The organism is Tannerella forsythia 92A2 (assembly GCF_000238215.1).
Taxonomy (GTDB): domain Bacteria; phylum Bacteroidota; class Bacteroidia; order Bacteroidales; family Tannerellaceae; genus Tannerella; species Tannerella forsythia.
The window spans coordinates 697,432-716,083 of the sequence record NC_016610.1 but is presented as its reverse complement, the minus strand read 5'-3'; the positions used below and the strand labels follow the sequence as shown (position 1 = coordinate 716,083).

The following is an 18,652-nucleotide window of genomic DNA, read 5'->3' as shown; positions in this document are numbered from 1 at the left end:
CTGTCACAGGAATCCGCAGGGCGGGAAGTGTAACATTTCTGCGTTTTTTACGTCTTATCATTGAATTATGAAAATAAATATCATGATGAGGACAATTTTATTATCGGTCATTGCGCTTGTGGCGACAATGAGTTGTGTTGCGCAAGGGCGCATTAAAGGAGACGGGCAGACAGTCGAACGTCAACGAAGTGTAGGGCGCTACAAGGCGCTTAGCGTAGGAAGCGGACTGGATGTTGAAATTTCCGGCGATCTGACGAGTGGTATTGTCGTGGTTGCCGATGAAAACCTTCAGGAATACGTGGAAACAAAAGTGGAAGACGGTACGTTAAAGATTAAAATGAAGCAAGGGTATGGGTATCGCTTCAATGGGAAAAGCCCGAAAGTTATCGTGCCGAATACGGGACAACTCACTGCGATTTCGGCCAGTGGCGGCAGCGATGTGTATACGAAAAATACGACCTTACAGGGAGATGCACTTTCAGTAACCTGTTCGGGAGGAAGTGATTTCAAAGGGGACATCAATGTGAAGACGCTGGACGTGGCATGTAGCGGCGGCAGCGATTTCAACGCTTCGGTAGAGACTGAACGGTGTGATTTAGCGATCTCGGGCGGTAGTGACGGAGATCTGTCAGGTCATGCCAACGTTTGCAGCGTGTCCATTTCGGGCGGTAGCGATTTCAATGCCCACCGATTCGTGATAAAAGACTGTGACCTATCCGTTTCGGGTGGAAGCGATGCCGAGATCCACTGCACGGAACGGCTATCGGCCAAAGTAGGAGGCGGATCGGATGTCATGTACACAGGCGATTGTACCGTAACCATGTCGGTCGACAAATCATCGAGCTTAAAGCAGAAGTAATCCGTTTATTCCTCTGTTGGCTAACATTATAGAAAGTAAATTCACAATGAAAAGAATTTTTTTATTGTTCCTCTCTGTATCAATATCAAGTGCTGTTAATTTGAAAGCGCAGGATGCTTCGAAAGACTTTACTGATGGACAAAAAGCATATGTCTTGTCAAAATTTTGCACGGAGGTGAAATATAATTATGTATTTTACAACAATTTGACATTCGATTGGGACAGTCTCTGTTTAGCGACTCTCCCCAAACTTTTGGCAACAAAATCAAAAGAAGAGTATGTACGGGAATTACAACGTTTATCGATCGAATTACAAGATGGCCACACTTACGTATATGAAGCCAATTCGGATAACAGCTTGGATTGGATAAAACCTTTTCCATTCAAAACAAAACGGATAGACGACCGAGTTTTTGTAACAAACGTGTTAAGTAGCGATTTTCAAAAACAAGGTGTTGAAATAGGAAGTGAAATCGTAAAAATTGATGGATTGGATGTGATAGAGTATGTAAATCTCTATAAACGTCCATTGGTATCATATTCAACATCACAATGGTTGGATTATTCCCCTTATGCAGGTTTTGAATTGACAAAGGAGAAAGGTTCAAGAGTATCAAAAATTTTATTTAAAAATCGGGATGGTAAAACCTTTACAATCGAAAGTCATCGAAACATAAACTGGGATATAGCCAATAATACATTTGATTACAAAATATTAAACGGCAATGTGGGGTTATTGAAAATAAATACCTTTATGGGCAATGACTTTAAAAAGGAATTTGATGTTCTGTATCAAAACATCAAAAAGACAGATGCTCTGATTATAGATTTGAGGGACAATATGGGGGGAAACTCTGGAAATGCCGACTATATTATTCGTCATTTGTCCGGCAAGCCTGTAAAGATGGGTAATTGGAGCAGTCGTATGTACATTGCCGCACATGGTTCATGGGGATATCCGCAAGAGTGGTATATGGAAACCCCGGATGATTTAATTCCTGTGAATGAAGAGAATGTATATACCAAGCCGGTAATGTTATTGGTAAATGCGGTGACATTTTCATCTGCCGAAAATTTTTGTGTGGCTTTTCGTAGTACTAGAAAAGGGAAAATCATTGGTATGCCCACAGGAGGGAGCACAGGCAATCCTATACATATAGAACTTGGCTACGGGATTAATGCTCAAATTTGTACTAAAAATGAATGGGATACTGACGGGAACAAATTTATTGGAATCGGAATAAAACCAGATGTAGAAGTAAAGGAGAATGTGGATATGTTTATGAAAGGAAAAGATATGGTAATAGAGGAAGCCTTGAAACAGATTCGAAGAGATAAAAATAACGTCGGCTAATATTGTGCTGGCAATAGGCGAGCTGAATGGTTTCGTATCAACGGATGTACAAAATTCAACTTTCATTCCTTGATTAAAGTTCAGTACTAAAAAAACGCCCATCGCCAATACGCAGCCTGCTTAAAGGCTCTGTTCGGAATAGAAAGCTACTGGAAATATCCAAAATGAACATTTTCGATGACTTTTTCGTCAATAAATAACATTTTAGTATTCATATCTTTGTACCTAATTTATGAATGAGGATTAAAAAATATGGAGAAAAAGATAACAGGATATATTTCTCAGATCATCGGTCCGGTAATCGATATCAGTTTCGAGAAAGATGATTCCGATACCATCATTCAGCTACCGTCTATTCATGATGCCGTTTCGATCAAACGGCCCGATGGGCGGGTGCTCATAGCTGAGATACAGCAGCATATTGGCGAGAACAGTGTACGCTCGGTGGCGATGGACTCGACCGATGGTCTGCGACGGGGTATGGAGGCCGTGTCGGACTATGCACCGATCCGTGTGCCTGTCGGTGAACAGACGAAGGGACGTGTACTCAATGTTATCGGTGAGGCCATTGATGGTATGACCGCTTTGGACGAAGCCGGAGCTATGCCGATACATCGTGAGCCTCCTAAGTTCGAAGACCTTTCGACATCGCAAGAGGTCTTGTTTACCGGGATCAAGGTGATCGATTTGCTGGAGCCTTATCTGAAGGGTGGAAAAATCGGTCTGTTCGGCGGAGCCGGTGTGGGTAAGACAGTGTTGATTAAGGAGCTGATTAATAATATAGCCAAGCGGCATAACGGGTTCTCTGTTTTTGCCGGAGTAGGTGAACGTACGCGTGAAGGGAACGATCTTTTGCGTGAGATGATTGAGTCTGGTGTCATTCGTTACGGGAAAGCGTTTGAGGAAGCGATGGAACGAGGAGAATGGGACTTATCGAAGATTGATTACGAAGAGTTGAAAAAATCTCAGGCTACGCTGATCTTCGGTCAGATGAATGAGCCGCCCGGAGCACGTGCATCAGTAGCCTTATCGGGTCTGACTGTTGCTGAGTCGTTTCGTGATACGGGGGGAGGTTCGAGAGATATTTTGTTCTTTATCGACAATATCTTTCGCTTTACTCAGGCAGGCAGTGAGGTGTCGGCTTTGCTCGGGCGTATGCCTTCAGCGGTCGGGTATCAGCCTACCTTGGCTACTGAGATGGGAAATATGCAAGAGCGTATCGCTTCGACTAAAAGCGGCTCCATCACATCGGTACAAGCGGTGTATGTTCCCGCTGATGACCTAACGGACCCTGCGCCGGCAACAACATTCTCGTATCTTGATGCGACGACGGTATTAAGTCGTAAAATTACAGAATTAGGTATTTATCCGGCCGTTGACCCGCTCGAGTCTACCTCTCGCATCCTCGATCCGAATATCGTCGGAGAAGAACATTATCGTACGGCGCAACGCGTGAAACAGATTCTGCAACGCAACAAAGAGTTGCAGGATATTATTTCGATTCTCGGCATGGAAGAATTGTCGGACGAAGATCGGCTGACCGTCAATCGTGCTCGCCGCGTGCAGCGCTTTTTGTCGCAACCGTTTTCTGTGGCAGAACAGTTTACCGGGGTTCCCGGTGTGATGGTTTCAATCGAAGATAATATAAGAGGCTTCAAAATGATTCTTGACGGCGAAGTAGACGATTTGCCCGAGCAAGCCTTCCTGAATGTCGGAACGATTGAAAATGCAAAAGAAAAGGCTGCGAAAATCAAAGATCAGGTAGATAAAAAATAAGGAGATGTTGAAAATAAGGATGATTTCTCCTTCCGGAACCGTATATCAAGGAGAATGCTCACGTATTGTATTTCCAGGTGAAGTAGGGCGATTCGAAGTCTTGCCGAAGCATGCACCGATCATCTCGTCATTAGTCGAAGGAGAAATCGAATGTTATGTTGCTTCGGGTGGAGAAGCCCGTCGCATAGCTATACGAAGCGGATTTGTAGAAGTGAAAGCGGACCGGATAACGGCCTGTGTAGAGATATAAAACATGTATTGTGATCAGAATAAGAAAAATGAGTAGTGCATATTCACATAAAACGGTCAATACATTTGTGCTCGGAAGTATCTTGGTGTTTGGAATCATTGAACTGGCGGTTGTCTACCGGTTTTTTCCGAAAAGCTATACGTCGTATATGCTCCTGAATCCCTTGTATTTCTTTTTGTTAGGTCTGACGGTACTGTTGGCGGTGTCTCGTATCGAGAGCAAACGTTTGCATCCCGGACGTGCTGTTGCGCGGCTGATGTTGTTAAACACTTCGCAGTTTATTCTCTCGGCCTGCCTTTTGTTTTATTACGTTTACCGGATCCATGTACAATGTAGAGCGTTTTTACTTACCTTCGGGCTGTTTTATATTTGGTTTATGTGCATCAAATTGTTTGTGCTGTACAATATCGATTCTCAACACAAGCATCATAAAAGAACGAGGACCCCAAAAGATGAGAAGAAAGTATAGTGGTATAAAAATCAGAGTGCTGATGGGTATGATCGGTCTCCTGACCGTCATGTCGTCTTCTTCTGTGTATGCCCAAGACCATAAGCCTGAAATCAATGCGGTAGAGATTATCTTTGATCATGTACAGGACAGTTATTGGTGGCATATTACAACGATCAACGATCGGCACCTGTCAATTTACTTGCCGGTGATTGTTTATTCTTCGACGACGGGATGGCACGTGTTTTCATCTTCTCGTCTTACACACGATGTATCATATAAAGGCTTTTACATTGCGTCCAGAGGGGATCATGCCGGAAAGATTGTCGAACGTGATGTCGGTGGCGCGGAAGTACGCCCATTGGATATTTCTTTGACAAAAAATGCGCTGGCGTTGATCATCAATTCGATTATCATGCTGGTCATCTTTCTGTCTGTTGCGAGATGGTATAAATGCCATCCCAAGTATGCCGTTCCGGGTGGATTCGTGGGAGCTGTTGAAATGTTTGTAATGAATATCGAAGATGAGGTGATACGAAAAAATATCGGAAAAGATTATGCACGATATTCTCCGTATCTCCTGACGGCATTTTTCTTTATCTTTATTAACAACCTGATGGGGTTAATTCCGATTTTTCCGGGAGGAGCCAATACGACCGGAAACATTGCAATTACATTCACACTTGCTATTTGCACGATGGTTGCCGTTAATGTGTTTGGGAATAAGGCATATTGGAAAGATATCTTTTGGCCGGATGTACCGATGTGGATGAAAGTGCCGATTCCTCTGATGCCTATCATCGAGCTGTTTGGGCTGATCTCGAAACCGTTTGCTTTGATGATTCGTCTTTTCGCGAATATAATGGCAGGGCATTCTATTGTCATCGCACTTACTTGTCTTGTATTTATCACGGCTAAGATGGGGGCTGCAATGCATGCCGGTATGACAGTCTTTTCCGTTTTATTATCGGTGTTTATGAACTGTCTCGAACTGCTTGTCGCTTATATTCAGGCGTATGTGTTTACGATGCTTTCGGCCGTGTTTATCGGGCTTTCGAGACCGGAGCATCAACGTGAAAAAGTAACGAAATGAAATAATAAAACAAAAAATAATAATTTCAAATTAAAGGATTATGACACTGTTAAACATGATGTTGCAAGCAACAACAAACTTGGGTGCATTTGCCGCACCGTTGGGAGCCGCTATTGCTGTTATTGGAGCCGGTCTCGGTATTGGAAAAATCGGTTCAAGCGCGATGGAAGCGATCGGACGTCAGCCCGAAGCAGCCAGTGATGTACGCATGTCGATGATTATTGTTGCGGCATTAATTGAAGGTGCGGCGTTATTTGCAATCGTTGTTTGTCTGATGGCTGTGAACAGTTAACAAAAAAGATTTAGAGCATGTCATTGTTAACACCCGATTTTGGACTGTTATTCTGGATGTTGCTGTCTTTTCTGATTGTTTTCGGACTATTGACAAAGTTCGGCTTCCCCGTCATCACCCGAATGGTCAATGAACGCCGGGAATATATTCAGCAATCGCTTGCGGCAGCCGATGAGGCAAATCGCAGGTTGGCAGAGATCAGGATGGAGTCGGAGGGCATTCTGAACGAAGCCCGTGTGCGTCAAAGTGAGCTGATCCGGCAGGCTACTGCTGAGAGTGACAAGATGATACTGGATGCCAAGGAGAAAGCCGCTGCAGAGGCACAGAAGCAACTGGATGAAGCGATGCGTCAGATAGATGCTCAGAAACAGCAGGCTGTGAGTGATATTCGTGGGCAGGTTGCACGCTTATCCGTTGATATTGCAGAGAAAGTGCTTCGTCGGCAGTTGGATGATCCTGCGCGGCAGGAGATTTTCATTGCCCACTTGCTGGACGAGATAGAAAAGAATTAGATCGTAAGGAAATTCAACCTGTTCTCAGCCTCTCTCTGGCGGGGTTGTGAACGGATGATAATGAAGAATGATGAATGCAGGATTGATTTCTATACGATATGCGAAAGCATTGTATGAGTATGCTTTGGGACGAAACGAGGAGCAGGCGCTTTATCAACGCATGCAAACACTCTCGTCGATGCTCCGCGGCATTCCGAAACTGCGCGATACGCTTTCCAGCCCCGTAGTTCCCGTCAAATACAAAAAGGAAATACTGAGAGAAGCTGCCGGTCCCGAACCCGAACAGTCCTATCTTGATTTTGTCAGGTTGATCCTGAAGAATAACCGGGAGGGTATGTTGTATGATATTGTGCTAAGTTACCAGACATATTATCGCAGGAGAAAGAATATCAGCATCGTTCACCTCACATCGGCTCGGCCGATGAGTGAAGAAATGCTCACGCGTATCCGTCGGCAGGTGGAAAAACGGACTCGGGGAGATGTTGAATTTTCGGCACATACCGATCCGACAGTGGGGGGAGGTTTTATCTTTCAACTGAACGATATGCGATTAGATGCTTCCGTCAGAGGACAGCTTGCGCGACTGAGGCGGCTGTTGCTTGCTTCATCCGGTATAGGTATGCGTGAAACCGAACATGTGCGATAAAACATATTTAATCATATTTATTCATGGATAAAATGTCTGACAATATAAAATTAAGTGAAGTCTCCGAAGTGCTCAAGATGCAACTTGAGGGGATAGACATGAAACTCGAATTCGATGAGGTCGGTACGGTCTTACAAGTCAGCGATGGCGTGGCCCGTATATACGGACTGCATAATGCCGAGGCCAATGAACTGCTGGAGTTTGAAAACGGCGTGATGGGTGTGGTGATGAATCTTGAAGAAGATAATGTGGGAGCCGTTCTACTCGGTGCGACCGACAAGATTAAAGAAGGGTTTTCTGTCAAGCGTACGAAAGAAATCGCGTCGGTCGATGTGGGCGAAGGGATGCTCGGACGAGTCATCGATCCGTTGGGTACACCGCTTGACGGTAAGGGCGAGATTCAGGGGGTGCGTTGCCGGATGCCATTGGAGCGTAAGGCTCCGGGAGTCATCTTCCGCCAACCAGTCAGTCAGCCGTTACAAACGGGATTGAAGGCAATTGACGCGATGATCCCTATCGGTCGCGGGCAGCGCGAACTGATCATTGGCGACCGGCAGACGGGAAAGACCGCCATCGCCATCGATACCATTCTCAATCAACGTGCGAATTTTAAGGAGGGCCAGCCTGTTTATTGTATCTACGTGGCTATCGGGCAAAAAGGATCGACGGTGGCTTCAGTGGTTCAGACGTTGCGAGAAAAAGGGGCGTTGGACTATACGATTGTCGTGGCGGCCAATGCGTCGGATTCTGCGGCTATGCAATACTTCGCACCTTTTGCGGGAGCAGCGATCGGTGAATATTTCCGTGATACGGGACGGCACGTTCTTGTTGTGTACGACGATCTTTCCAAACAAGCCGTCGCTTATCGTGAAATTTCGTTGATTTTACGTCGTCCGTCGGGGCGTGAGGCTTATCCCGGAGATATCTTTTATCTGCATTCGAGACTGTTGGAACGTGCAGCTAAGATCATCAGTCAGCAGGATGTGGCGGAACAAATGAACGATTTGCCGGAGAGCCTCGTAGGGAAAGTGAAGGGCGGTGGATCACTAACGGCTCTGCCGATTATTGAGACACAGGCGGGTGATGTTTCCGCATATATTCCGACGAATGTCATTTCTATTACGGACGGACAGATTTTTCTTGAAAACGATCTGTTCAATCAGGGTGTCCGTCCGGCAGTCAATGTGGGAATCTCCGTGTCGCGTGTCGGAGGAAGTGCACAGATAAAAGCAATGAAGAAAGTGGCTGGTACGCTGAAGATTGATCAGGCGCAATTTCGCGAGTTGGAATCGTTCACCAAGTTCGGAGGCGATCTGGATTCCGTAACGGCTTTTGCCATTGATAAAGGGAAGAAGAACACGGAGTTGCTTGTTCAGCCACAGTATGCTCCGATGCCAGTCGAAGAACAGATCGCGATTCTTTATTGTGGAACAAACGGTTTGCTTAAAGATATTCCTGTAGAGCAAGTGCGTGAATTCGAGCGGACCTTTTTGCAGATACTTCGAAATAATCATCAGGACGATGTGTTGAAACCGCTCCGTAATGGACAATTCGATATGGAGGTGGCGACGATTATCGAAAAAGTGGCCGGCAGTATCCGTTTGGAATCGTCGTCTAGAACGTAGATAAATGTATAGGGTCGTGTATTAAACAATGGCACTGAAAGAAATAAAAGAACGCATCCGGTCAATCAGAAGTACCCGAAAGATCACTTCGGCAATGAAGATGGTTTCGTCTGCAAAGCTTCACAAGGCACAGCATGCGATCGAAAACATGCTTCCCTATTCTGCATCGTTGCATCATGTGATGAATTCATTACTGTCGGGCGAATATGCGAATTCGCTTTGTGATGATCGCGAAGTGAAGCGGGTTGCGATTGTTGCCTTTTCTTCCGATGGATCGTTGTGCGGAGCGTTCAACACCAACATTATACGCGCAACGCTGAAAACGATCGAAGAATATGATCGGTTGTCTGCTGAAGACATTCGTCTGTATACTGTCGGAAGAAAAGTTTTCGACGCGATTCGCGAGAGTGGGTACATCGTGGAAAAAAACTTCGAAGGACTTGCGGAGAAACCCGATTATACAACGATTGCAGAATTTGCAGGCTCTTTAATCCGGGAGTTCGAAGCGAAGAGACTCGATAGGGTGGAATTGATTTATTATCATTTTGAAAGTGCTGGTAAGCAGATGTTAAAGCGTGAAACAATATTGCCACTCGTGCTTTCCAAACTGCAAGAAGAGAAAACGTGGTCTGTGGCAGAGTATATTGTTGAACCTTCGCGCGAAGCCTTGCTTCGTGTATTGATTCCGAAGAGTGTCAAGTTGAAACTGTATACCGCTTTGCTTGATTCAAGTGCATCGGAACATGCCGTGCGTATGATTTCCATGCAGGCGGCTACAGAGAATGCTGATAATCTAATCAGCACTCTTACCGTCGAATACAACAAGTCTCGTCAGCAAGCTATTACGAATGAACTGCTCGATATCATTGGCGGAGCTTTCGGATGGTAGATCATTGGTGTGGAAAGCCGGACCTTATGGCTTTTTAACGGGTCGAAAGGTCAATCCGACCGGGCCGAGCAGTCCGGAAGGAAGCAACGGAGCGTCTTTCGTGAACTTGCGGACGTTCGTGCGGGTAAACCGTTCCTCTTCGGGCAACTGAAGATCGCCGATCAGGCGATTGGGCCAAAGGTTGACAACCTTCACCTCGAGGGTATTCACACCGCTTTTAACAAATTCGCTCACGTCTTTCTCGAAAGGAGCATTCCACCAGATGCCGGCAGAGCGACCGTTGATCGTCACTTCGGCAACATGATATACTTCGCCGAGCGTAAGGATCACCCGGTTTCTTCTTCGCTGTTGCGGCGTCAGTGTAAAACGATTCTCATACACGGCGGCGCCGGAGTAGTAACGGATGCCTTTGTCGGGATGATGCGCCCATGAGATCAGTCGTTCGAACGTCGTCTTTTCAGGACCTCCCCAAGCCGGATCGAAGGATACGTTCCACGGAGTACGGATCACCATCGTCTCCGTTTCGTAGTTGTAGAGCGTGATTTTTCGTCCCGTATGCTTCTTCAACTCGTACTTTTTGCCCGACAGGAAATAGAACGAACCGTCCGGCAGGGTGACGACCGGAGCGCTGGAGAACGTATGTGCCGGCAGACGGGGAAAGAGTGAGACGCCATTGCGTGAAAGTTCGGTAAAATAAGTGCCCGTTACCGGTTTGCGAAACACGACGAACCGTGAGCCGTACGGTTCGAGAAATACGGGCAGGGTGATGCGGCTGTCTTTCTCGACGGTAAAGATGCGTTGCGTCGTATGAGACCCATCGACAGGATCCCATACTTCGGGCTGCATTTTCTTCACCCGGAAGGTGAGGGTTACCCATTCGGGCTGCTCTCTACGGTTGACCACGTAGTAAATCTCCGCGTCCTGCCTTGTGCGATGGATGTAATCAATGTACGTTCCGTAACGCCGGCTTTTATATTCCAGATCGGGAGCGACGCCTGCCTCCTGCAGAACGGTACGCAAGGGTTTGCCCCAGATCACCCGTCCTTTTCCGAAGTGATGCCGTCCGGTGAACGATTTGCCCCATACCGAATCTGCATCCTCCTGTATCTGCTTTACGACAGCCGGATAGTTACGCAAACCGACGGATGTTCGCGGCTTCGGCCCGACGACAGTCGCACCGGCTCTTACTAACTCCTTGATCTTCGTGAGCACTTCGGCTTTGATCCCTTTGCGGTCGGGTAGCATAAGTACCTGATAACTCACCCCGTCGGGTAAGACAATCCGTCCGTTTCGCACGCTCATGCGGTTCAGGATGACTTCGGTGTTGGTGATATCGTAGTCGTAGCCTTCGCCCAGTCCGGGGATGAGGTGTTTGAGATAAGCCTGATTCGGGGTGTTGTCGCCATAATAAATGCAGACATCGCTGACGGGTTTGCCTTGCGCGAGCATCATCGAGTTACGGGCAGTCCATGTCAGAAAAGCTTTCGACTGCTTCCACCACGTCACGTTCGTATTGAAGCAGGTGCCGGTGAAGTAAGCGTTGCCGGGCTTTCCCGCCGACGCGGGTGAGTGCGTAAAACAATGAAGCATGACGCGGTTCATACCTTCGCAGTACGCACGGTCGAGCGCCGGTTTCATGTAACGGAAATCTTCTTCCCACATCGGGCCGATGCTCATCGGGCCTTGAGCCGCAACGAACCGGCGGTTGTAGATATGGGCGGCCGAAGCGGCCTGCTTGATAAAAAAACGCTCTTCGGGCCGGATGCGATGAGTCGTCGCGCGAAGCCAGAATTCCCCCATCGGGACATCGTTTTGACCGAGGTTTTGCAGGGCGTCGATCGGTGCCGGATGAGGCCCTCCGCTTTCGGGATGGATGCTCAGACGATATTGACGCGCCAGCGCCTTGAAACGTCCGTAGTGATTCTTGCAGATCAGATCGCTGATGGTACGCCGGAAGTCGTACAGAAAACGATTGGACACGTCGCGGTTTTCGACAATCAGTCCGGTGATGACGGGCAAGTATTTGGTGATGTCGTAGCCGTTGGTTTTCTTGAATTCCCGGGGTAGCGACTCCGTCCAGTTTGCGGCGTCCGGTTCCCAACAGTTGTCCTGAAGGTATTTCCAACTGTCGCAATGTTTGCCCTGCATGTCTTTGAGCAAAACCGTTGCGCTATGGTCGAAGTGGACGTCCATCGCTTCGGCGCTCATAAAATCCACGGTTAACCCTTCTGTGCCGGACGACGAAACCTGAAGCCCCGTTCCGGTATAAACAAAGCGGAAGATACGAAAACGTCCTTCGGGCGCCTCCCACGAGAGATTGCCTTCCGCATCCGTCTTGTAGCTGATGTCGTAAATATCGCTCAGGCGCGTGTTGAAATCGTCATCGTAAGACTCTTCTTCTTTTATAAAGGCCTCCCAGTGATAGCCCAGCCCGCTGATTTCGGGAATATCGTGAATGGTGTGCAGGGCCTTGATCTTAAAACGTTCGAGTGGAGCGGTGTACATGTTATCCTCGTCGAGGCGGACGGCCAGTACCGCCACCGGTACATAGTAGAGTTCGTCCGAGCCGGGGCGTGTGAGCAGACCCTCCGGAAGATTCAGCTTCGTTTGGATGCGTCTGCCTCCGTCTATATCGATCTGACTCCAGACTAATTTTTTCGACGACAGTTCCGGGGTGATCCATGGTCCTCCGTTATGCCATCGGCTGCCGAGGTTCAGGCTGATTTCCATATCGAGGCTGTCTGCTACCTCGCAGGCGTACCGGAACAGGTCACGCCATGCCTGACTCATAAAGCCGGGTCCCGGCTTGGTACGTTCTACCTGATCATACGATGATGAATCGGTATCGTAGATGACCGCACCGCGGATACCGACTTTCTTCATCTCCGTCAAGTCATTCCGGATACCTTCTTTCGAGATGTTTCCTTCGAGCCATCTCCAGCAGATGCGCGGCTGTGCATAGGCGGGCGGATTAAGAAAATCGCTTTCGAGGTCGTCGCTGTCGTTGAATCGGGTGACGTCGTTCGTGCGCTTTTCGCCGCCGAGCCTTACCTGCGCCGGTTCCGTCGGCGCGGGAGCGGCCGCCTCCTTTTGTTTGCAGGTGATACAGCAAAAACACAGGGCTACCCCGATGATCAGACCGATCACCCGGGAGAAGAAGAGCGCCCGGAGGAGCGATCTCCTGTAACAAGCCATGCTTTTCATGCTGTCTCTGCTTTTCATGCGAGCAAAATTAGCGAAAAAGCCGGAGATTCTGTGGAGAGTACGTCTCGAAATTTTGCATGGAAAGAACGCTGCTATAATATGACAGAAGGTAATTCGGTTGTTTTCAGATGAAGCTCACCTCTTTGAAGGCATAGCGGGAGAATGATCCGTCACGCCGTTCGAGCACGTAGTGTCCGTCCGGCTCGATATCGACGATCCGTGCTTCGAAGGCTCCGCAAGCATCCCGGTAGCGATGAAAGCCGTCGCGCCGATAGAGCGAACGGAGATATTCGACATGAAGGGCTGCGGCATCTCCCGTTTCGAGCAGTCGGCGCAACCTCCGGAATTCCGTATGCCATGCTTCGAGTATCGCCATTCGATCGTAGGTCTTCCCGGTGATTTGCGAGAGTGAAACCGGGTTGGGGGCATCGCTGTGAAAAATCTGTTGGTTGATGTTGAGGCCGATGCCGAGAATGGAATGAGCGATAAACTTACCGAAAAGAAAGTTCTCGATCAGGATACCGCAGATTTTTTGCTCTTTCCGGTACACATCGTTCGGCCATTTGACGGTTATGTCCCGAACATAACGCTCGAGTGTACGTTTTACGCTCAGCGCGGCGATCTGTGCGATCCGGAACGATTCGTTCGCCGGCAGCGATGCCGGATGATAGAGCAGGCTGAACGTAAGATTTTGTCCGGCTTCCGACTCCCACGTGTTGCCGGTCTGTCCGCGGCCAGCTGTCTGGAAATCCGTGACCACGATCGTCTCATCGGCCGGTATATGTCCCGTTTGCAATTGTTCCTGCAAATACCGGTTCGTCGAGTGCGTTTCCCGCAGACGGATGATGGCAGGTGTTTCAGAGACCATACGTTTCGCGGATTCGTTTAGGCAGTTTTCGGAGCACCTCCTCGTAGGAGTGACGTATCCAGCGGCGGATTTCGTCGTCGGGCATATCCCGTTCCAGATAGATGCCGTTCCAATATTTCTTATGAAGATGATAGGCCGGTTCGACGGCCGTATAATGTGCCCGCAGCTCTTCGGCCTGCTCGGGGTCGCACTTGACGGCGATATGCGGCTCTGCCGCATCCAGCGCTATCAGCAGATACATCTTGTTCTCGACCTTGAAGACGAGCGTCACCTCATCAAACGGGAGCGACTCCGTCGTATGCTTCAGGGTCAGGCAATAGTCGCGTACTTCTTCTATATTCATTGCGTTTCGGAAAATGGGTTAGCGTTTCAGGGGAGCGTAGAACGCGTCTTCGATATGTTCCACCTCGTAGCGATGGCCGTTTTTGATCAGACAAACAATGTCGAAACGAACGGGCAGAGTAATTTGAAAGTGTCGCACGTAGGCGTCGGCTGCTGCGACGATCCGACGGATTTTTTTCATGTCGACGGCTTCTTCGGGCGAGAGCAGGTAGCCTTTCGAACGGGTCTTGACCTCGACCACGACCAGCTCCGTCTGTGTACGGGCGATAAGATCGAGTTCGTATCGATGAAATCGCCAGTTGGTATGCAAAACCGTCAGGCCATGCCGCTCCAGATAGGAGCGTGCGATGTGTTCGCCCGTCTTTCCCGTTTCGTTTTTCTCGGCCATGCTTCTTTTTCTCGCTTTTTCAGGACAAATGTACGGGATAATTTTCAATTCCGGCAAGTTGAGCTTTTGGCATTTCCGGGTCTTAGCGCGAACGATCGGCAGGCGTTGGAGTAGAAGCCGGACATGTCGCGGACGCGGAGGATATTTTACGTACAATGAGGTGAAAAAGTTTCGCCGCTAAAAAACACGCAATCAGTACGACGATGATAAATGCGCCGGAAGGTATCTGGAGGATGTAGGAGAGATACAGTCCGGTGACGCACGAAGCAAAGCCTAAGCCGATGCTTCCGAAGATGATTTTGCGAAAGTCGGAGGTGAAGAGATTGACCGTCATCTGCGGGACGGTGAGCAAGCTCATCAGTAGCATAATGCCTACGAGCCGGATGGACAGTACGATGGTCACGGAAATAAAAAGTGTCATCACGTATTCGATGGCTTTGACCGGAAGCCCCTGCGTCCGGGCAAAGTCGCGATCGAAGGCCGAATACAGGACTGCCCGGTAGTATAAGGTAAAAAACAGGCTTAGGGCCGCTGCGAATCCGCCGGTCCAGTAAATATCGGTACGCGAGATGGTCAGGATATTACCGAACAGATAGGAGGAGAGGTTAGGGGCGTAACCGGGAGTCAGCACGATAAAGATCGCGCCGATAGCCATGCCTAACGACCAGATGGCGGCGATGGCCGAATCTTCGCGCACCCGCCGTGAACGACTCATCCATTCGACACCGAAAGCCGACAGCACGGCAAATCCGAGTGCCGTCAGAAACGGGTTAACCCCCAAGTAAAAGCCTAACCCCAGTCCGCCGAACGAGGCGTGCGTGACGCCTCCGCTGATAAATACCAGCCGGCGCGAAACGACGTATGTCCCCACGATACCGCAGGCAATGGCCGTAAACAAACCGCCCCAGAGGGCATTCTGAAAAAACGTATAACGCAAGATTTCCATCAGACAATCCTTTCTTTTTCTTTTTTTTCGACGGTTTCGGACATACGCTTTGTAAGATGCTTTGTCCGTTGTTATTCCGGTTCTCCGAAATAGCGGACGAAGATAAATAAAAGAATTGAAACGGCACACGGCCACGGGCCGTAAATTCGAGCGATATAAATGTAAAAAAGGAGGGATATGACAATTTACGTCGCGTTAAATAAGTTTAAACACGGTATTATGTATTGCATAGGTTATTTGCAATGCATACTTTTGTACCAAAACATAGAACAGTATGAATGCAGAAAATGTAAAATCGCAGATGAGGAAGGGGATCTTGGAATATTGTATCCTCCTGCTCTTAAAAAAGGAGCCGTCGTACACTTCGGATCTGATTCAGAAGTTGAAAGAAGCACGGTTGATTGTTGTGGAAGGTACATTGTATCCATTGCTTACGCGTTTGAAAAACAGCGGGCTGTTAAGTTACCAATGGATCGAGTCGACGCAGGGACCGCCCCGGAAATATTACCGGTTGACGGAAGCGGGAGAAGCGTTTCTGAAGGAACTGGAGCTTTCGTGGCAAGAGCTGAACGATACGATTAATCATATTAGAAATAACGAATAAAATAATAAGACAATGAAAAAAACATTCACCGTAAATTTAAACGGAACCGTCTTTCATATCGACGAGGATGCATATCAATTATTGGAGAACTATCTGTCCAATCTGCGCATTCATTTCAGCCGTGAAGAAGGCTCGGACGAGATTATGAGTGATTTCGAAGCGCGTATTTCCGAATTGCTCAACGAGCGGATACGCCTTGGCTTTAGCGTGATCACGATAGAACATGTGGAAGAGGTGATTCAGCGCATGGGTAAGCCCGAAGAATTGTTTGCCGGAGAAGAAAAAAATGCCGGAAGCGAATTTTCTGCCGCTACGGAAACGACAAGTGGCGCTTCCGACAGGAAGTTCCGCAAGCGACTGATGCGAGACCCGGACGATAAGATGCTCGGAGGAGTAGCCAGCGGACTGGCCGCTTACTTCGGACTCGATACGACGTTGCTGCGACTGGTCATGATCTTGCTCCTGATTGTGTCGATGACGGTTCCCGTCACGATCATATACATCGTACTGTGGCTCGTACTGCCGCTTGCGCGAACGGCTACCGACCGGCTCGTGATGCGTGGCGAACCGGTCAATCTCGAAAATATCGGGCGGACGGTGACGGACGGGTTCGAGAAAGTATCGGACGATATGCGGGCTTATATCCGTACAAACGCGCCGCGCACACCGTTGCAGAAGATCGCCGATTTTATCGTCTCGTTCTTTGCCGCCGTGCTCAAAGTAGGAGCCGTGCTGTTGGGTATCCTGCTGATACCCGTGTGTATCTTTGTGTTGTTTATTCTGCTGATCGTTGTCTTCGCACTGATTGTCGGAGGGTGGAGCGCCGTATTCAGCTACTTGCCGTGGATCGATTCGGATATGTACTTCGTATCCGAGATGCCCAACTATATGGCCGTATGGGGAAGCATCTCCGGAATCTTACTGCTCGGGATTCCTTTGATGGCGTTGTTGTACCGGCTTTTCAGACGATCGTTGAACTTAGGACCGATGGCCGGAGCCGTGAAATGGATTCTGCTTCTCGTCTGGCTCGCCTCGTTGGTAGGCGTTTGCGCGGTCGGCGTTTGGGCCGTGAAAGAACACAGCGGATTCTATTTCGAGACAATCAGTCAGACGCTCCCGGCCCTTTCGTCATGGGTCGGAAAGGCATGATGGCAGAAGAAGTCGCTTGTAAAATAACTTAAATTTCGCAAAAGACGTAAGATCATAGACCGCATACGGCAACCCAACCGTTGCCGAAAAAAAGAGAAGAAAAGTGATGCTAATTTTCCCGATCTTACGATCTCTTCCCACAGGCGTTCCGTTTCGGCGGGGCGCCTGTGTGGGTTTATGGAATGGCCGGAAATGAAGAGAGGGCGGGAGGAAAGTCGTAAAATGAAGGTTGTCGGCATTTCAGGTATGTTCCGAGGGGTATTTAATACTGTTCGGAAATAGATTATGACCGGTTCGGAACCTGATTTCGGGTGGTTCGGAGGGGTATTTCGATACGTTAGGAGCTACCCGTCGGGTAGCAATGGAACTACCTGCCGACAAGTTTCGAACTACCCGTTAAGTATTTCCGAACTACTCGCCGACAAGCTCGGAACTACTCACCGATGACCTTGCAAATACTTTTGGAATATATTATCAGACAGTTAGCAGTCAGCGTAAATTCATTGTCAATGGTCAATAGTTATTCGGCAGTCAGCATTCAGCCCTGCAAATTCCCCCTTTTGAAGGAATAACATCCCCCTTTGCTTCGCTCTTCCCCCCTTTGAAGGGGGAAAAAGGGGGATGTTCCTCTGCGTTCGGATACCGTGTACCACGCATAACCATTAACAACTAATTTGTCATTCAGAGCGGAGCGATGAATCTCTTTTCCTTTTCCCTCGCGAGATTCCTCACTGTGTTCGGAATGACAAACACAGTTATTTGTGTTGATTCGCGACATTTGCGAAATTTGCATTCGGATAACCCGGCATAACCATTAACCATTAATTTATCATTCAGAGCGAAGCGATGAATCTCTTTTCCGTTACTTTTGGCTTGACCCAAAAGTAACCCAAAGGTCAAGGCTTCGTGCGCTTCACACGCCTTCGCGACGCTTGCAGGTCGGAAAATCAGGTAACTCGCTTCGCTTCGGACAGCCTGATTTTCTTTCGCCCCGCTCGCTGCTCCGTCGGCTCACCGCCCGAGGCCCAAGGACGAACGCCGAGGGCATTCCTAATCCGTCATTCTTTGCTACCTTAACTACTCTGACTACTTTTTTCTCCTATCCGAAAAGTTTTTTTTCAAAAAGTTTGTGGGGAATAAAAAATCATCTATCTTTGCAGCGTCTTTCAGAGGAAGACAAAACTTTTTTCACGGTTTATTCGGGCGCTTAGCTCAGCTGGTTCAGAGCATCTGCCTTACAAGCAGAGGGTCGGGGGTTCGAATCCCTCAGCGCCCACGAAGAAAAAATACAAGCATAAGTGTTTTCATGGGATTACCCATAAAAGTAAATTACGCCTGCCGATCGATGATGATTCGCGGGCTTTTTTGTGCCCGAATCATACGCATCATACTCGGTCTCGGTGCTGT

The 18,652-nt window shown here is 48.3% G+C and carries 18 protein-coding genes and 1 tRNA gene; 14 read left to right on the top strand and 5 right to left on the bottom strand.

What is annotated here, in order from left to right; genetic code table 11:
- Positions 1-82: 82 nt before the first annotated feature.
- The 11 genes from BFO_RS02955 (at position 83) to BFO_RS02905 (ending at position 9,744) form a co-directional block, all read left to right on the top strand.
- The gene (locus BFO_RS02955) at positions 83-859 is read left to right on the top strand and encodes a head GIN domain-containing protein (protein ID WP_157755276.1); all 777 of its coding nucleotides are present in this window, start codon (positions 83-85) and stop codon (positions 857-859) included.
- 46 nt (positions 860-905) lie between these two features.
- Positions 906-2,213, top strand: coding sequence for a S41 family peptidase (locus BFO_RS02950; RefSeq protein ID WP_014224107.1), 1,308 nt, complete (start codon positions 906-908; stop codon positions 2,211-2,213).
- A 252-nt stretch (positions 2,214-2,465) separates the two neighbouring features.
- The gene (atpD, locus tag BFO_RS02945) at positions 2,466-3,989 is read left to right on the top strand and encodes a F0F1 ATP synthase subunit beta (RefSeq protein WP_014224106.1); all 1,524 of its coding nucleotides are present in this window, start codon (positions 2,466-2,468) and stop codon (positions 3,987-3,989) included.
- Positions 3,990-3,993: 4 nt separating this feature from the next.
- Entirely contained in the window at positions 3,994-4,239 is a 246-nt protein-coding gene (locus BFO_RS02940) for a FoF1 ATP synthase subunit delta/epsilon (RefSeq protein WP_014224105.1), read from the top strand.
- A 28-nt stretch (positions 4,240-4,267) separates the two neighbouring features.
- The gene (locus BFO_RS02935) at positions 4,268-4,708 is read left to right on the top strand and encodes a hypothetical protein (protein ID WP_041590618.1); all 441 of its coding nucleotides are present in this window, start codon (positions 4,268-4,270) and stop codon (positions 4,706-4,708) included.
- A 49-nt stretch (positions 4,709-4,757) separates the two neighbouring features.
- On the top strand, positions 4,758-5,780 hold the full coding sequence (gene atpB / locus BFO_RS02930; RefSeq protein WP_244262955.1) for a F0F1 ATP synthase subunit A: 1,023 nt from the start codon (positions 4,758-4,760) through the stop codon (positions 5,778-5,780).
- Positions 5,781-5,820: 40 nt separating this feature from the next.
- The gene (gene atpE / locus BFO_RS02925; RefSeq protein WP_014224102.1) at positions 5,821-6,072 is read left to right on the top strand and encodes an ATP synthase F0 subunit C; all 252 of its coding nucleotides are present in this window, start codon (positions 5,821-5,823) and stop codon (positions 6,070-6,072) included.
- Positions 6,073-6,089: 17 nt separating this feature from the next.
- Positions 6,090-6,584: a F0F1 ATP synthase subunit B gene (atpF, locus tag BFO_RS02920; RefSeq protein WP_014224101.1), complete on the top strand. Its 495-nt coding sequence runs from the start codon at positions 6,090-6,092 to the stop codon at positions 6,582-6,584.
- Positions 6,585-6,651: 67 nt separating this feature from the next.
- Positions 6,652-7,230 carry a F0F1 ATP synthase subunit delta gene (locus tag BFO_RS02915; RefSeq protein WP_014224100.1) on the top strand — a complete coding sequence of 193 codons (579 nt, stop codon included), beginning with the start codon at positions 6,652-6,654 and terminating at the stop codon, positions 7,228-7,230.
- A 32-nt stretch (positions 7,231-7,262) separates the two neighbouring features.
- Positions 7,263-8,855, top strand: a complete 1,593-nt coding sequence (gene atpA / locus BFO_RS02910) for a F0F1 ATP synthase subunit alpha (RefSeq protein ID WP_041591068.1) — start codon at positions 7,263-7,265, stop codon at positions 8,853-8,855.
- 28 nt (positions 8,856-8,883) lie between these two features.
- Positions 8,884-9,744 carry a F0F1 ATP synthase subunit gamma gene (locus tag BFO_RS02905; protein WP_014224098.1) on the top strand — a complete coding sequence of 287 codons (861 nt, stop codon included), beginning with the start codon at positions 8,884-8,886 and terminating at the stop codon, positions 9,742-9,744.
- Positions 9,745-9,768: 24 nt separating this feature from the next.
- On the opposite strand, the gene BFO_RS02900 is transcribed toward BFO_RS02905, so the two are convergent.
- The 5 genes from BFO_RS02900 to BFO_RS02880 all read right to left on the bottom strand — a co-directional run bounded on the left by BFO_RS02900 (position 9,769) and on the right by BFO_RS02880 (position 15,492).
- The gene (locus tag BFO_RS02900; RefSeq protein WP_014224097.1) at positions 9,769-12,948 is read right to left on the bottom strand and encodes a glycosyl hydrolase; all 3,180 of its coding nucleotides are present in this window, start codon (positions 12,946-12,948) and stop codon (positions 9,769-9,771) included.
- Between the two features lie 124 nt (positions 12,949-13,072).
- On the bottom strand, positions 13,073-13,816 hold the full coding sequence (locus BFO_RS02895) for a biotin--[acetyl-CoA-carboxylase] ligase (RefSeq protein ID WP_014224096.1): 744 nt from the start codon (positions 13,814-13,816) through the stop codon (positions 13,073-13,075).
- Positions 13,806-14,159 (bottom strand): MmcQ/YjbR family DNA-binding protein, encoded by a 354-nt coding sequence (locus tag BFO_RS02890; protein WP_014224095.1) that lies wholly within the window; start codon positions 14,157-14,159, stop codon positions 13,806-13,808. The genes BFO_RS02895 and BFO_RS02890 overlap by 11 nt, the downstream gene beginning before the upstream one ends.
- A gap of 18 nt (positions 14,160-14,177) precedes the next feature.
- Positions 14,178-14,546 carry a YraN family protein gene (locus tag BFO_RS02885; protein WP_014224094.1) on the bottom strand — a complete coding sequence of 123 codons (369 nt, stop codon included), beginning with the start codon at positions 14,544-14,546 and terminating at the stop codon, positions 14,178-14,180.
- A gap of 82 nt (positions 14,547-14,628) precedes the next feature.
- Positions 14,629-15,492 carry a metal ABC transporter permease gene (locus tag BFO_RS02880; RefSeq protein ID WP_046472620.1) on the bottom strand — a complete coding sequence of 288 codons (864 nt, stop codon included), beginning with the start codon at positions 15,490-15,492 and terminating at the stop codon, positions 14,629-14,631.
- A gap of 274 nt (positions 15,493-15,766) precedes the next feature.
- On the opposite strand from BFO_RS02880, the gene BFO_RS02875 reads away from it, so the two are divergent.
- The 3 genes from BFO_RS02875 (at position 15,767) to BFO_RS02865 (ending at position 18,521) form a co-directional block, all read left to right on the top strand.
- A complete protein-coding gene (locus BFO_RS02875) occupies positions 15,767-16,096 on the top strand; it encodes a PadR family transcriptional regulator (protein WP_014224092.1) in 330 nt (109 codons plus the stop codon).
- A gap of 12 nt (positions 16,097-16,108) precedes the next feature.
- Positions 16,109-17,245, top strand: a complete 1,137-nt coding sequence (locus tag BFO_RS02870; RefSeq protein ID WP_014224091.1) for a PspC domain-containing protein — start codon at positions 16,109-16,111, stop codon at positions 17,243-17,245.
- Positions 17,246-18,446: 1,201 nt separating this feature from the next.
- A tRNA-Val gene (locus tag BFO_RS02865) sits at positions 18,447-18,521 on the top strand.
- Positions 18,522-18,652 lie beyond the last annotated feature (131 nt).

Excerpts from the sequence above, each read along its gene's own strand:
- BFO_RS02955 (WP_157755276.1), top strand. The coding sequence starts at position 83 with ATGATGAGGACAATTTTATTATCGGTCATTGCGCTTGTGGCGACAATG.
- BFO_RS02950 (WP_014224107.1), top strand. The coding sequence starts at position 906 with ATGAAAAGAATTTTTTTATTGTTCCTCTCTGTATCAATATCAAGTGCT.
- atpD (WP_014224106.1), top strand. The coding sequence starts at position 2,466 with ATGGAGAAAAAGATAACAGGATATATTTCTCAGATCATCGGTCCGGTA.
- BFO_RS02940 (WP_014224105.1), top strand. The coding sequence starts at position 3,994 with ATGTTGAAAATAAGGATGATTTCTCCTTCCGGAACCGTATATCAAGGA.
- BFO_RS02935 (WP_041590618.1), top strand. The coding sequence starts at position 4,268 with ATGAGTAGTGCATATTCACATAAAACGGTCAATACATTTGTGCTCGGA.
- atpB (WP_244262955.1), top strand. The coding sequence starts at position 4,758 with ATGTCGTCTTCTTCTGTGTATGCCCAAGACCATAAGCCTGAAATCAAT.
- atpE (WP_014224102.1), top strand. The coding sequence starts at position 5,821 with ATGACACTGTTAAACATGATGTTGCAAGCAACAACAAACTTGGGTGCA.
- atpF (WP_014224101.1), top strand. The coding sequence starts at position 6,090 with ATGTCATTGTTAACACCCGATTTTGGACTGTTATTCTGGATGTTGCTG.
- BFO_RS02915 (WP_014224100.1), top strand. The coding sequence starts at position 6,652 with ATGATGAATGCAGGATTGATTTCTATACGATATGCGAAAGCATTGTAT.
- atpA (WP_041591068.1), top strand. The coding sequence starts at position 7,263 with ATGTCTGACAATATAAAATTAAGTGAAGTCTCCGAAGTGCTCAAGATG.
- BFO_RS02905 (WP_014224098.1), top strand. The coding sequence starts at position 8,884 with ATGGCACTGAAAGAAATAAAAGAACGCATCCGGTCAATCAGAAGTACC.
- BFO_RS02900 (WP_014224097.1), bottom strand. The coding sequence starts at position 12,948 with ATGAAAAGCATGGCTTGTTACAGGAGATCGCTCCTCCGGGCGCTCTTC.
- BFO_RS02895 (WP_014224096.1), bottom strand. The coding sequence starts at position 13,816 with ATGGTCTCTGAAACACCTGCCATCATCCGTCTGCGGGAAACGCACTCG.
- BFO_RS02890 (WP_014224095.1), bottom strand. The coding sequence starts at position 14,159 with ATGAATATAGAAGAAGTACGCGACTATTGCCTGACCCTGAAGCATACG.
- BFO_RS02885 (WP_014224094.1), bottom strand. The coding sequence starts at position 14,546 with ATGGCCGAGAAAAACGAAACGGGAAAGACGGGCGAACACATCGCACGC.
- BFO_RS02880 (WP_046472620.1), bottom strand. The coding sequence starts at position 15,492 with ATGGAAATCTTGCGTTATACGTTTTTTCAGAATGCCCTCTGGGGCGGT.
- BFO_RS02875 (WP_014224092.1), top strand. The coding sequence starts at position 15,767 with ATGAATGCAGAAAATGTAAAATCGCAGATGAGGAAGGGGATCTTGGAA.
- BFO_RS02870 (WP_014224091.1), top strand. The coding sequence starts at position 16,109 with ATGAAAAAAACATTCACCGTAAATTTAAACGGAACCGTCTTTCATATC.